The sequence below is a fragment of the Consotaella aegiceratis genome, from assembly GCF_036541425.1.
Lineage (GTDB): Bacteria > Pseudomonadota > Alphaproteobacteria > Rhizobiales > Rhizobiaceae > Consotaella > Consotaella aegiceratis.
This window is the reverse complement of the sequence record NZ_JAZHFT010000009.1, coordinates 132121-145674: the sequence shown is the minus strand read 5'-3', so window position 1 is coordinate 145674 and position 13554 is coordinate 132121. Positions and strand designations below refer to the sequence as shown.

9 protein-coding genes are annotated in these 13554 nt (G+C 65.3%); 3 read left to right on the top strand and 6 right to left on the bottom strand.

Annotated elements, in window-relative coordinates:
* Positions 1-207: 207 nt before the first annotated feature.
* The 5 genes from SMD10_RS09030 to SMD10_RS09010 all read right to left on the bottom strand — a co-directional run bounded on the left by SMD10_RS09030 (position 208) and on the right by SMD10_RS09010 (position 7219).
* Positions 208-828 (bottom strand): hypothetical protein, encoded by a 621-nt coding sequence (locus SMD10_RS09030; RefSeq protein ID WP_331685347.1) that lies wholly within the window; start codon positions 826-828, stop codon positions 208-210.
* A 260-nt stretch (positions 829-1088) separates the two neighbouring features.
* Complete coding sequence (leuA, locus tag SMD10_RS09025) at positions 1089-2765, bottom strand: 2-isopropylmalate synthase (RefSeq protein WP_331685355.1); 1677 nt, start codon at positions 2763-2765, stop codon at positions 1089-1091.
* A 389-nt stretch (positions 2766-3154) separates the two neighbouring features.
* A complete protein-coding gene (locus SMD10_RS09020) occupies positions 3155-4057 on the bottom strand; it encodes a cation diffusion facilitator family transporter (protein WP_331685346.1) in 903 nt (300 codons plus the stop codon).
* Between the two features lie 113 nt (positions 4058-4170).
* Positions 4171-6360 (bottom strand): anthranilate synthase, encoded by a 2190-nt coding sequence (locus SMD10_RS09015; protein ID WP_331685345.1) that lies wholly within the window; start codon positions 6358-6360, stop codon positions 4171-4173.
* A 214-nt stretch (positions 6361-6574) separates the two neighbouring features.
* Complete coding sequence (locus SMD10_RS09010; protein ID WP_331685344.1) at positions 6575-7219, bottom strand: EF-hand domain-containing protein; 645 nt, start codon at positions 7217-7219, stop codon at positions 6575-6577.
* 280 nt (positions 7220-7499) lie between these two features.
* Here SMD10_RS09010 and SMD10_RS09005 point away from each other — a divergent pair, with 280 nt between their 5' ends.
* From SMD10_RS09005 to SMD10_RS08995, 3 genes are all read left to right on the top strand, one after another.
* A complete protein-coding gene (locus SMD10_RS09005) occupies positions 7500-8222 on the top strand; it encodes a response regulator (protein ID WP_331685343.1) in 723 nt (240 codons plus the stop codon).
* Positions 8219-9715 carry an ATP-binding protein gene (locus tag SMD10_RS09000; RefSeq protein ID WP_331685342.1) on the top strand — a complete coding sequence of 499 codons (1497 nt, stop codon included), beginning with the start codon at positions 8219-8221 and terminating at the stop codon, positions 9713-9715. The genes SMD10_RS09005 and SMD10_RS09000 overlap by 4 nt, the downstream gene beginning before the upstream one ends.
* Before the next feature lie 285 nt (positions 9716-10000).
* The gene (locus tag SMD10_RS08995) at positions 10001-11566 is read left to right on the top strand and encodes an OpgD/OpgG family glucan biosynthesis protein (RefSeq protein WP_331685341.1); all 1566 of its coding nucleotides are present in this window, start codon (positions 10001-10003) and stop codon (positions 11564-11566) included.
* A 15-nt stretch (positions 11567-11581) separates the two neighbouring features.
* Here the strand turns inward: SMD10_RS08995 and SMD10_RS08990 are convergent, their stop codons facing one another.
* Positions 11582-13261, bottom strand: coding sequence for a formate--tetrahydrofolate ligase (locus SMD10_RS08990; protein WP_331685340.1), 1680 nt, complete (start codon positions 13259-13261; stop codon positions 11582-11584).
* Positions 13262-13554 lie beyond the last annotated feature (293 nt).

The following is a 13554-nucleotide window of genomic DNA, read 5'->3' as shown; positions in this document are numbered from 1 at the left end:
GCGCGACAGACCGCCCTCCAGCACCGCCGAAACCACCCGAGCTCGCAAATCCATCGAATAGGGTCGCGCCATCCGTGCTGGCCTCCAACTCCAGCCCGTATGGTGAATCACATTTCCAGCCCCCAGGGAATCCCAGCCCGATTCCGCCTATAGCCATCCCGCTCTAGGTTGCTTCGCTCGGATGCGGAGAGGCTGGCTCAACTCGCCTCAGTTCGGAACCAGGCCCTGCCAAGCGGCGAAGGCATAAAGGGCGCCCACGCCGACGACAATGCCGATGACCATCCAGGTCACGGCAATGACGAAATCGGTCGATTTCGGACGGGTGGCCGAGGGGATCGGCCGGATCGGCTCGCCGTGCGGAACGCGCCCCTGCGTCGCCCGTTCGGCCAGCCGTTCGCCGAGCCCGTCCATGGCCGCAAACGCCTTCTCCCGCTCCACGATCCGCTCGGCGACGTAGTCGGTCACGCGATCGACGATGGCACGCGGCTCCTGCGATTCGGCGAGCGTCACGCGCCCCAGACGCGTCTCGCGGACGAAGCGATAGGTGCGCCGATCGCGTGCCATCATGACGTGGGCCGTCGCGTCGACCCAGAATTTGGGTTGCGGCCCGCCGGACAGCGCGAAGTCGAAATATTCGTCGTCGGCCGGCACTTCCTCGATCAGCGGCTGCAACTGCTCCATCAGGATCTCGAGGCGCGCACGATCGGCCTCGCGGATGTCGACGACGACGTCGGAGCGCTGGGCGGCGGCGATCTTGGCAGCACGGACCGCATCGGCAAGGCGCCGCGATTCAGAGCGCGGGGTCGCGTTCGGAGTGGTTTCGGCCATCGGTGCCTCGTGGCAATCGCGTCTTAGCGTTTTGTTAACCATAAGGCTCCGGATCGCAAGAAGGAATGGCCTGCAGGCCACACCGGCCGGCAAGCTGCGGCGCCGAGACGCCGCGACGAGCCCATCTTGTGACGCAAAACTTGGGCGACGCTTGAACGCATCGCGCCGCTCATTGATCGTCCGCCCCGCGATGACGATGGCGGACGATCAATGGCACGGATGCCTGCGCCAACGCCTCGATGACGGCTGGCTGGCCGACGTCAGCCGGCGATCCCGCCGACGATGCGGTTGGCGGCGGCGACGATCGCCTCCAGCGAGGCCGAGACGATGTTGTGATTGATCCCCGCACCGAACAGGCGCCCTCCGGGATGTTCGATCTCCATATAGGAGATCGCCGTGGCATCGGAGCCGCGCTGCAGCGAGTGTTCCGAATAGTCGGCCACCGACATGGCCACGCCGAGATAGCGCGACAGCGCGTCGACAAAGCCGTCGATCGGGCCGGTGCCGACGCCATGGATCGCCGTCTCGACGCCGTTGTCGAGGATCGTCGCCTCCAGAAAGCGCTGGCCGCGCACGTCCGGATTGGGCCGCGTGAAGTGGTCCACGAACTTCAGGCGCGCGCCCGGCTGCTCGACATAGAGCTCGAGAAAGCGCTGGTGGATGCGCTTCGACGGAAGCTCCTTGCCCTCCTCGTCGGTGATGCGCTGAATGTCGTCGCGGAATTCGATCTGCAGGTTGCGCGGCAGGTTGAGCCCGTAGTCTGCATTGAGCACATAGGCGATGCCGCCCTTGCCCGACTGCGAATTGATGCGGATGATCGCCTCGTAACTGCGGCCGACGTCACGCGGATCGATCGGCAGGTAGGGAACCTCCCAGAGTTCCTTGTTGGAGCTCTTGATCGCCTTCATGCCCTTGTTGATGGCATCCTGATGGGAGCCGGAGAAGGCGGTGTAGACCAACTCGCCCACATAGGGGTGGCGCTCCGGAATCGCGAGCTGATTGCAGTGCTCGTAGACGTCACGGATCCGCGTGATGTCGGAGACGTCGAGGCCCGGATCGATCCCCTGGGTGTACATGTTCAGCGCCAGCGTGACGATATCGACATTGCCGGTGCGCTCGCCGTTGCCGAACAACGTGCCCTCGACGCGGTCGGCTCCGGCCAACAGCCCGAGTTCGGTCGCCGCGATCGCCGTGCCACGGTCGTTATGGGGATGCAGCGAGACGATCAGATTCTCGCGGTTGTCGAGATTGCGGCACATCCACTCGATCTGATCGGCATGGACGTTGGGGGTGGCCATCTCGACCGTGGCCGGCAGATTGATGATCAGCTTGTTGTCGGCCGTCGGCTGTACGATCTCGGCGACCGCGTTGCAGATCTCCAAGGCGAAATCGAGCTCCGTGCCGGTGAAGCTCTCGGGCGAATATTCGAAACGGAAGCCGCCGCCTGCCGCGGCCGCCATATCCGTCACCATCTTGGCTGCGTCCGTGGCGATCTGCTTGATGCCCTGGCGATCCTTCTGGAACACCACGCGGCGCTGCAATTCGCTGGTCGAATTGTAGAAATGGACAATCGGCTGCCTGGCGCCCTCGAGAGCTTCGAACGTTCTGCGGATCAGCTCCGGCCGGCACTGGACCAGCACCTGGAGCGATACGTCCTCCGGCGCATCGCCCTCCTCGACGCACCAGCGGGCGAAATCGAAATCAGTCTGGGAGGCCGAGGGGAAACCGATCTCGATCTCCTTGAAGTTCATCGCCTTGAGGAGCGAGAAAAAGCGGGCCTTCTTTTCGTGGCCCATCGGATCGACCAGCGCCTGGTTGCCGTCGCGCAAGTCGACGGAGCACCAGATCGGCGCCTTGGCGATGGTCTGGCCCGGCCAGCGCCGGTCCGGCAGATCGACCTGGGGATACGGTTGGTATTTGCGTGCGGCGTTGGCCATGACGGCGGGAGTGTCGGACATGAGAGAACCCTGTTCGCTCTTGGGTCGGCCGGCGCGCAAAGCCTTCTGGCTCACGTTGCCGCGCCGGTCTTCCCGGATTTCACTTGAGTTGTAAAGCGCAGGGGCTGGGCACTTGAACGGCCTCATCGACCGCCGGCCGCCCCTTGATCAACGGGTCCGACGGTCGCCGCTAAGGCCGAGAAGAAGGCTGGAAAGCGGAAGAACGCAAAGGCCGCGCGCACCGGGCGCGTCAAAAATCGGCAAAGAGGCGTTCATGGATGTCATGACGCGGCAAATTAGCCGATTTTTGCTCGAATTCAAGCCTCATCGAAAGGGGAGCAACCTGCACCTCGGCGCCTCCGACCACGGGCCGACGAACGACCTATGCGTCACAGGACAGGAATGCCCGTCTGCTTGGCCTCGGCCTCGGGCTCCACATGGATGAGCACCCGGGCGCCCTGGAAGGCAGCCTTGAGGGCATCCTCCACCCGATCGCAGATGTCGTGCGCCTTGCCGACGCTCATCGCCTCGGGCACGACCAGGTGAAATTCGATGAAGATGGCGCGGCCGGCCAGTCGCGTCCTGAGGTCGTGCACCTCGATGGCGCCGTCGGCGTTGTGCGAGATGATATCGCGCATCTGCAGCTCTTCGACCGGATCGATCGCCTGATCCATCAGCCCGCTGAGCGAGCTGATGACGACGTTGTAGCCCTCGCGCAGAATGTTCACCGCCACCAGCGCGGCCATCAGCGGATCCAGGAACAGCCAGCCGGTGACGGTCGCCAGGGCGAGGCCCGCGAGGACGCCGACGGAGGTGACGACGTCGGCCATCAAATGCCGCCCGTCGGCCGCCAATGCCGGCGAGCGCCGCCTTCGACCCTGACGGATCAGGAACAGCGCCCAACCGAGGTTGAGCAACGTCGCCAGGGCATTGATCGCCATGCCCGTGACGGGGGCATCGAGTGTGCGCGGGGTCGCCCATGCTTCCCAGGCCTCCTGGAAGATGAGCAGCGCCGCCACGACGATCAGCACGCCTTCCACCACGGCCGAGAAATACTCGGCCTTGTGGTGGCCGAACGGATGGTCCTTGTCGGCGGGCTTGTAGCTGACCCGGATGGCCCACAAGGCGATGACGGCCGTCACCAGGTTGACGATCGACTCCAGCGCGTCCGACAGGAACGCCACCGATCCGGTGACCGCATAGGCCCAATATTTCAGGGCCATGACGACCAGCGAGACTGCGATCGAGCCGAGCGCCACCCGCTGCATCAGGGCTGATGTCCTGGTTGGCATCCGTCCGGGCGCGCCCTAGACGCCTCTGAGCGGAACAGTCCGCGTCGGGGCGCTCGAAGTCGTTCGATCGCGAAATTCCAACGTCAGATGGTAGAACACGTTACCCACTCTGCTCAGGCTGCCTTTTCGCGAGACCGCCGCGCCAGATGGGCGACGACGTTCTCGACCATTCTCATGCCGGCCTGGCCGCCCAGCGACATGATCGATTCGGGATGAAACTGCACGGCCGCGACCGGCTCGGTTCGGTGCTCGAACGCCATGACGACCCCGTCGTCGGTCTCGGCCGTGACGTCGAAATCGCTCGGCAGACGCACCGGATCGGCGATGATCGAATGATAGCGGCCGACCGTGACCTCCTTGGGCAGCCCCGAAAAGATGATGCCGGGCTGCGCGATGCGCACGCGTGACGGCTTGCCGTGCATCGGCACGCGGAGCTGGCGCAAGGTTCCGCCGTAGGCCTCGGCCAGTGCCTGAAGCCCCAGACAGACGCCGAAGATCGGAGCGCCGCGGGCGCGCGCCGCGCGGATCGTCGCCTTGCAATCGAAATCCGTCGGCGTTCCCGGTCCCGGTGACAAGACGACGAGGTCGGGCGCGATCCGGTCGAAGATCTCGTCGGGCACCGGGGTGCGAACCGTGCTGACCTCGGCCCCCGTCTGACGGAAGTAGTTGGCGAGCGTGTGGACGAAGGAGTCCTCGTGGTCGACGAGCAGGATCTTCAGCCCCTCGCCCACTTTGGCCCCAGTGCGCGCGGCAACGGCGGCGTTGGAGGCTCCCGCCTCACGGATCGCGGCCAGAAGAGCCGAGGCCTTGAGCTCGGTCTCGGCCTCCTCCTCTTCGGGATTGCTGTCGAAGAGCAGCGTCGCCCCGGCGCGCACTTCCGCGATCCCATCCTTCAGCCGGATGGTGCGCAGCGTCAGCCCGGTGTTCATGTCGCCGTTGAAGTGGATCATCCCGACGGCACCGCCATACCAGGCGCGCGGGCTCTTCTCGTGCTGCTCGATGAAGCGCATGGCCCAGAGCTTCGGCGCGCCGGTGACGGTGACGGCCCAGGCGTGCGACAGAAACGCGTCGAAGGCGTCCATCCCCTCGCGCAGCCGGCCCTCGATGTGGTCGACCGTATGGATCAGACGCGAGTACATCTCGATCTGACGCCGCCCGATCACCTTGACGGAGCCCGGCTCGCACACCCGGCTCTTGTCGTTGCGATCGACGTCCGAGCACATGGTAAGCTCGGATTCGTCCTTCTTGGAGTTGAGCAGCTTGATGATCTGCTCGGAATCGGAGATCGCATCGTCGCCCCTGCGGATCGTGCCGGAGATCGGGCAGGTCTCGACCCGCCGCCCGGACACCCGCACGAACATCTCCGGCGAGGCGCCGATCAGGAACTCGTTGTCGCCGAGATTGATAAAGAAGGAATAGGGCGAAGGATTGATCGTCTTCAGACGCCGCGAAATCTCCGACGGCTCGCTGTTGCAGCGCTCGTAGAAGGTCTGACCCGGCACAACCTCGAAGAGGTCGCCGCGCACGAACTTCTCCTTGGCGACGCGCACGAGGTCGGCATATTCGCCCGGCCGGTGGTCGCCGCGCGGCGGCACCGCGTCGGAGTGGACGAACGGCGCGTCCGATCCGCCCCGCGCGAGCCCCGCCGTCGTGCGTTCGCCCTTGGCGAAGTCGTAGCGCTCGACATAGGCGCGGGCCGAATAGTGATCGACCATCAGGATCTCGTCGGGCAGATAAAGGACGAGATCGCGCTGGCTGGCCGGGCGCTCCAAATATTCGCGAACCGGATCGAACTGGAAGGCGAGATCGTAGCCGAAAGCGCCATAGAGCCCGAGATCGCTATCCTCTTCGGCGTGGAAAAGCTCGGTGATGGCGCGCAGCACCGAGAACACCGTCGGCACGCGCGAGCGCTCTTCTTCGGTGAAGGGCCGGTCCGGCTTCTTGACCGTGAGATCGATACGCTGCGACGTCGTCACCGCTCCAGCGACGTCCGGATGATCGTCCAGCACGCCGGCGATGAAGCCGAGGAGGATCTCGCCGCGCGGGTTCAGCGCCTCGATCCGCATGGTCCGGCCGACCGCCGTCACCGCCACGGGCGGATCGACGATCGCGGTGTCCCAACGGGTATAGCGGCCGGGAAACTCGTAGTTGGACGAGAACACCGCGCCACGCCGACGATCCAGGCGATCGAGATACGGCTCGATCGCCCCGTCATAGATCACGTCCTCGCGGCGACGCGTGACCGCGACGCCGCCCTTGGTGACATAGCGTTCCGCGCCGCTCTCCAAGTCTTCCAATGCCATGGCTCAGCTACCCTGATCAGGCCCCGGATGAACCGGCGAATACGAAAAAAGGCCGCCGGATGTCCGAGGCGGCCTTCGATCTCATGATCCCATGCGTGATGGTTCGGCCGCTATAAGCGAACGCGCCACCAACCGTTGATGAGGATCGTCGTGTTCATGCTACGACCGATAGCCGAGACGGCAGCCCAGGGCAACGGAAATTTGCGCGGCCGGCTCAGTTCCACGCGCTGCGGCGAAATTCCCAGGGCGTCACCCGGCCGTCCTTGTCGCCGTCGGCCGCCTCGAAATGCGCCTGGCTGCCGCCGATGAACTCGTCGCGGCTCAGCTGCTCGTCATGATCGGTATCCAGAGCATCGAACCGGTCGGCCTTGCTCGTCTGCCGTTCCGACTGGCGCACCTGGTTCCAGCCCGTCTGCGGCCCCATGCGCACCGCCATGTATTCGTCCCGCGTCAGGTTGCCGTCATCGTCGGCATCCATGGCGGCGAAGACCTGATCGGCGGCGGACGCGGCTTCCTCGGCGGTGACGATCCCGTCCTGATCGGCGTCGACGGTCATGAACCGGCCGGCGCCTGGGCGCATCGTCTCTGTCCAGCCCATCATCGTGCCGGCCCCCTGGCCGCCACGGCCCATCATTGGGCCGCCCCATCCGGAGCCCATCATGGCGGCGTGTCCGGGGCCGCCGCGTCCCATCATCGCACCACTCCGGCCAAAGCCCATCATGGCGCCCGGGCCGTAGCCGTTTTGCACCCACCCCTGACCGGCATTCGAATTCCAGCCGTATCCGAAGGGCTGCGCCACCGCCGGAACGACGACCGCGGCGGCGGCCAGCGCGGCAACACCCAACACTATGCGTTTCATATCCTTAACCTCCTGACGAGGAAAACCTTGGCCCGCTGGGCCATGTTTTCCGGTGTTTCATGAAGTGTCGGTTCGCGACCGGCCTTCACGCAGAAGATAGAGATCGGGCGGTATCGAAGTTTGCCGCTGGCGACCGGTTTGGTGTCGAGATGTCACCAGGCCGGGGCGCGACAGATCTGGTTACATTTTTGTCGCCGCAACCACTCTGGACTTGCCCAGCGATCGGCGCGACGGTGCCGCCGTCAGCCGAACAGGATCACGACATCGCGGAACATCGGGAATGGAACGGACGCCACACATCCTCGTCGTCGACGACCATCGCGAAATCCGCGAGCTTCTGGCCAAGTATCTGGAAAAGAACGGCATGCGCGTGAGCGTGGCCAATGGCGGCGTCGCCATGCGACAGGTCATGCATGCCGCCGCCATCGACCTCATCGTCCTCGACATCATGATGCCGGGCGAGGATGGCCTGTCGCTGTGCCGCGGCCTGCGCCAGGACGGCGACATTCCCATCATCCTGCTGACCGCGGTCTCGGAGGACACCGACCGCATCGTCGGCCTGGAACTCGGCGCCGACGACTATCTGACCAAGCCCTTCAACCCGCGGGAACTACTGGCACGCATCCGCGCCATCCTTCGCCGGGTTTCCTCGGCTGCGGCTCCGGCCAAGGCGCGCGAACCGGTCCGTTACCGTTTCGACCGCTGGACGCTCGACCCGCAACGCCACACGCTGTTCGACGAACACGGCGAGGATATTGCCCTGGGAACCGCGGAGTTCCGCCTCCTCCTCACCCTCATCCAGCGGCCCGGCGAGGTGCTCACCCGCGACCAGATCCTCGATATCACCGCAGGCCGGTCGGCCCGCGTCTTCGACCGCAGCATCGATAACCTCGTCAGCCGGCTGCGCCGCCGCATCGAACGCGATCCGCAGCACCCGAAGCTGATCAAGACCGTCTGGGGCAACGGCTATACCTTTGCCGCGCCGGTCGAAGAAGCCTCATGATCCGCCTGTGGCCGAAAAGCCTGGCGGCGCGCCTCGCGGTGCTGATCGTCGCCACCCTGGCCGCCGCGCAACTCGTGCTGATCTTCGTCGTCCGCGACGAGCAGGATGCCGTCGTAAAGGCAATGCTGCACGGCCAGGCGCTGACTCAAACGATCACACTCGCCCGGCTGCTGGCGGCGTCCCCATCCGGCGAACGAGCGGCATTGGTCGCGTCCTTTCATTCCCCTCAAACCTGCGCCCGGCTTCTCGAGCGACCGCCGATCGCGAGCGCCGAGATGACGAAAGCCGAACGCCAGCTCGCCGACATTCTGGCAGGTGAGTTCATCGCTGTGGGCGACAACGTGCCGGTCGTCGCCGTCGAGGGGATCGCCGAGCATACGACCTTCTGCGCCGCGGCCGCGACGGAGGCGCCCAGCGGCGGGAGCGAGATGCAAGGCCATGGCATGGGGTGGGGGCGCGGCCTGGGGATGGGGATGGGGGCGGGCATGGGTCTCGGCCGGATGGCGCATGAGATGGGCAGTCCGTCCTGGCTCGCCCTCCGGGCGCCCGACAGTTCGGTCGAAATGGCGGTTCCGATCCAAAGCGGCCAGTGGCTCGCCGTCAGCAATGCGGTCTCGACCCCGAACGATTGGGGACAGCTGACCCTGCTCTCCTTCCTGCTTTCGTCTGCCGCGGTGGCACTGGTCGTGGCCGCTACGGTGCGCTTCCAGACACGCTCGTTGCGCGTGCTGGCCCAGGCGGCAGATCGGCTCGGGCGCGGCGAAGCCGTGGCCCCGCTGGCCGTGACGGGCCCGGCCGAGGTAGCGGCGGCAAGCCGAGCCTTCAATCTCATGCAGGAGCGGCTTGGGCGTTTCGTCGCCGACCGGCTGCGATTGCTCGGGGCGATCAGCCACGATCTGCGCACGCCGCTGACGACGCTGCGGCTCAAGGCAGAATTCATCGAAGACGAAGATACGCGCGCCACCATCGTGGCGACGATCGACGAGATGGCGGCAATGGCCGAGGCCACGCTGAACCTCACGCGCGCCGAGGCCATCGAGGAGACGACCGAACAGGTCGATCTCGCTGCGATCGTATCGTCGGTCGCCGACGACTTCGTGCTGGCCGACGCCGACGTCGTCGTCGCGGACAGTGCCTCCGTTCCTTATGCCTGCCGCCCCGTTGCGATGAAGCGGGCGATCTCGAACCTCGTCGACAATGCCGTGCGCTATGGCAGCCGCGCGGTTCTGAGACTTTCCGCTCCGGATGGCGAGCCGACGATCACCGTGGACGACGACGGCCCGGGTCTGCCTGTCGATCAGGTCGAAGAGGCGTTTCAGCCCTTCGTCCGGCTGGAAAGTTCCCGCAGCCGCGACACAGGGGGTATGGGACTGGGCTTGGCAACGACGCGCGGCATCGTTCAAAGCCATGGCGGCACCGTGACGCTCGCCAACCGGCCCGGAGGCGGGTTGCGGGCAGAAATCCGGCTGCCGGCACCCCAAGTCCATGCCTGAGTGTCGGGGCCGGCAACGCGGACCATTCGACCGGCGTTTGGTCTCGCGGCCGTCTCTTCGCCATGATGAAGGGACAAAGTCCGCAAGGTCGCAGTTTTTTTGCCGGAAATGGATTGCTCGCCAAAGACATCGGCGAACGTGCCCCGCCAGGTTACCGCTCTTCGATAAAACAGGGTCTTGTCCTTTAGCCACCTAGGAATATGTTGCACCGCAACATAACATCCCGAGGCTAGTGCCGCCGGATTGGTTGGACCTTCCGGTGTCCCGTTTCCTGAAGACACTTTCATGCCCGACATCAATCGACGTGACTTCATCGCCGCATTGACCGCGCTCGGCCTGATTCCGAAATCCGGCCATGCCCAGGCGGCCACCGCTCGCGCGCTTTCGTTCGAGGCGGCACAACCCTTCTCGTTCGACGGACTGATGGCCGAGGCCCGGGCGATGGCCGAGCGCCCCTATGTGCCCGAGGTCGTGCGTGACGACGCCGTTCTCGACCGGATCGACTACGACCAACATTGGCGGATCAAATATCGCCCTGAAGCGACGCTCGAAGTGGACGGCGGGCAGGCGCCGATCCGCATGTTCCATCTCGGTCGCTACTTCAAGCTTCCGGTCGACATCCATCTGGTCAGCGGCAACCAGTCGCAGAGGCTGATCTACCATCGCGACCTGTTCGAGATGCCCGCCGACAGCCCGGCCCGCCAGCTTCCCGACGACATCGGCTTTGCCGGCTTCCGCGTGCTCGACGTCGGATCGGACGCCGATTGGCTGTCCTTCCTCGGCGCGGCGTATTTCCGCACGGCGGGGCAGCAGGGCCAGTACGGAATGTCGGCTCGCGCGGTGGCGCTCGACGTCGCCATGCCGACGCCCGAAGAATTTCCCCGCTTCACCGATTTCTATCTCGCGCCCTCCGAGAGCGGCCAGCTCGTCGTCCACTGCCTGATGAACAGCCGACGGTTGACCGGCGCCTTCATGATGGACGTGGCCAAGGACGGACCGATCGTCATGGACATCACCGCCCGCTTTTTCGCGCGTGACGCCATCGACCGCGTCGGGCTGGCGCCGCTGACCTCTATGTTCTGGTTTTCGGAGACCGATCGTGGCCGACGGGTCGACTGGCGGCCGGAAATCCACGATTCCGACGGCCTGGCGATCTGGACAGGCGCCGGAGAGCGGCTGTGGCGTCCGCTCAACAATCCCTCGGTGGTGATCACGTCGAGCTTTTCGGACAACGGACCCAAGGGGTTCGGCCTGCTGCAGCGCGATCGGGATTTCGCCAACTATGAGGACGACGGCGTCTTCTACAACAAGCGCGCCAGCGTCTGGGTCGAGCCCAAGGGCGACTGGGGCCCCGGCGAGGTGCAACTGGTCGAGATACCGACGGACGACGAGATCCACGACAACATCGCCGCCTATTGGGTGTCCGACAAACCCGTCGGCAAAGGCGACGCGATTGCTCTCGACTATCGCCTGACCTGGGCAAACGACGAGCCGCATCCCTCCGAACTCGGGCATGTCGTCGCAACGCGGCTTGGCCGCGGCGGAATTCCGGGGCAACCTCGTCCGAAAGGCACTACCAAGATCGTGGTCGACTTCGACGGAGGGCCTATCGCCCTGATCGATCGGGAGAATGACGATGTGGAGGCGGTGGTTACGGCCTCGCGCGGCACCGTCTCGCAGCTCGACAGCTACTCCATCAAGGTCGGCACGGGCTGGCGCGCGATGTTCGACCTGCAGTGCTGGGGAGCCGAGCCCGTCGATATCCGCCTTTATCTGAAGAAGGGGGAAGAAACCCTGACGGAGACCTGGCTCTATCAGTTCCTGCCGGAGACCCACTTCGAAGAAGGTTAGCCCGCGTCCAATGCCCTAAGACAGCCCGTCGATCTCGCCCGTTTCGCTCAAGCGGATCCGCTCGGCGGCCGGCCGTCGGGGCAGGCCCGGCATCGTCAGCATGTCGCCGCAGACCGCCACGACGAAACCGGCGCCGGCGGCGAGCCTCACCTCGCGCACCGGCACGACATGGCCTTCCGGCGCTCCGACCAGCGTGGGGTCCGTGGAAAACGAATATTGCGTCTTGGCCAGGCACACCGGCAGATGGCCGTAGCCCTCGTCCTGCCACCGCTGCAATTGTGCCAGCACCGATTTGCTCGCGACCACGCCCTCGCCGCGATAGATGCGCCGGACGACGGTCTCGATCTTGTCGAATAGCGGGGCGTCGTTGGAATAGATCGGAGCGAAATCCGCCTTCTCCGTCTCCAGAATCCGTGTCACCGTCTCGGCGAGCTCGATCGCGCCTTCCGATCCATGGGCCCAGTGACGGCAGACGACCGCTTCGGCCCCCATGGACTGCGCATAGGTCCGCAAAGCGGCGATCTCCGCATCGGTATCGGTATGGAAATGATTGATCGCCACGGCCACGGGGACGCCGTACTGGCGAACGTTCTCGATGTGGCGCCCCAGATTGGCGCAACCGGCCTCGACCAAGCCGACGTCCTCCTTGTCGAGATCGGCGAGCGTCGCGCCGCCGTTCAGCTTCATCGCGCGCACCGTGGCGACGATGACGGCGGCGTCCGCTGCGAGACCCGCCTGACGGCATTTGATGTCGAAGAACTTCTCGGCGCCGAGATCGGCACCAAATCCGGCTTCGGTGACGACGACGTCGGCCAGTTTCAGCGCCGTCCGGGTCGCGATGACCGAGTTGCAGCCATGGGCGATGTTGGCGAAGGGGCCACCATGGATGAGCACCGGCGTATGTTCCAGTGTCTGCACCAGGTTCGGCTGGATGGCATCGCGCAGGAGAACGGCCATCGCCCCCTCCGCCTGCAACTCGCGAGCGAACACCGGCGTGCGATCGAAACGAGCCGCGACGACGATGTTGCCGAGGCGCCGTTCGAGATCCTTGCGATCGTCGGTGAGGCAGAGGATCGCCATGATCTCCGAGGCGGCCGTGATGTCGAAGCCGGTTTCTCGCGCATAGCCGTTGCCCGGCCCGCCGAGCCCGGCGACGAGCTGGCGCAACGCCCGGTCGTTGACGTCCATGACGCGGCGCCAGGCGATGCGGCGCGGATCGATGCCGAGAGCATTGCCCCAATGGACGTGGTTGTCGACCATCGCCGCCAGCAGGTTGTGCGCGCTGGTAATGGCGTGAAAGTCGCCGGTGAAATGGAGGTTGATATCCTCCATCGGGATCACCTGCGCCCGGCCCCCGCCGGTCGCTCCGCCCTTCTGGCCGAAACAGGGCCCGAGCGAGGCCTCGCGCAGGCAGATCGCGACCCGGTGGCCGGTCCGCGCCAGAGCGTCTCCCAGGCCGATCGTCGTGGTGGTCTTGCCCTCGCCCGCGGGCGTCGGGTTGATCGCGGTCACCAGCACCAGCTTGCCGTCGCGGTTTCCCCCGAGGCTGTTGACGAACCCATCGGAAATCTTGGCCTTGTCGTGTCCGTAGGGAATGAGATGCTCGGCCGGGATATCGAGCTTTGCGGCGATCTCGGCGATGGGCTTGGCCCGCGTCTGCCGTGCGATCTCGATATCGGACTTGAATTCGACCATCCTGAATCCTTCGCGTACATCTCGTGGTGGCCCGAAGCATAGTGACGGCATCCGGCCGCGCCAACTATCGTGCGACCCGGTGAAAGCGCAACGGCAACCGCCAAGCCTGCAGTCGATGCCATCGTGCCGCACACCGGCGATGGATACGCTCGGTTACAATTTGAATTCCTAGACGCCTGGACTTGCCGGCGTGGCGCCGCGACCATACCGGCCAACCGCGATGGTCCAATCCGGCTGCCGGGCGAAAGTGGATGTCGAGATAGGCAGACCCGATCGGCTATCGAAGGACGCAC

Coding starts and splice junctions, on each gene's coding strand:
- SMD10_RS08995 (WP_331685341.1), top strand. CDS start 10,001: ATGCCCGACATCAATCGACGTGACTTCATCGCCGCATTGACCGCGCTC.
- leuA (WP_331685355.1), bottom strand. CDS start 2,765: ATGGCCAACGCCGCACGCAAATACCAACCGTATCCCCAGGTCGATCTG.
- SMD10_RS09005 (WP_331685343.1), top strand. CDS start 7,500: ATGGAACGGACGCCACACATCCTCGTCGTCGACGACCATCGCGAAATC.
- SMD10_RS08990 (WP_331685340.1), bottom strand. CDS start 13,261: ATGGTCGAATTCAAGTCCGATATCGAGATCGCACGGCAGACGCGGGCC.
- SMD10_RS09015 (WP_331685345.1), bottom strand. CDS start 6,360: ATGGCATTGGAAGACTTGGAGAGCGGCGCGGAACGCTATGTCACCAAG.
- SMD10_RS09010 (WP_331685344.1), bottom strand. CDS start 7,219: ATGAAACGCATAGTGTTGGGTGTTGCCGCGCTGGCCGCCGCCGCGGTC.
- SMD10_RS09030 (WP_331685347.1), bottom strand. CDS start 828: ATGGCCGAAACCACTCCGAACGCGACCCCGCGCTCTGAATCGCGGCGC.
- SMD10_RS09020 (WP_331685346.1), bottom strand. CDS start 4,057: ATGCCAACCAGGACATCAGCCCTGATGCAGCGGGTGGCGCTCGGCTCG.
- SMD10_RS09000 (WP_331685342.1), top strand. CDS start 8,219: ATGATCCGCCTGTGGCCGAAAAGCCTGGCGGCGCGCCTCGCGGTGCTG.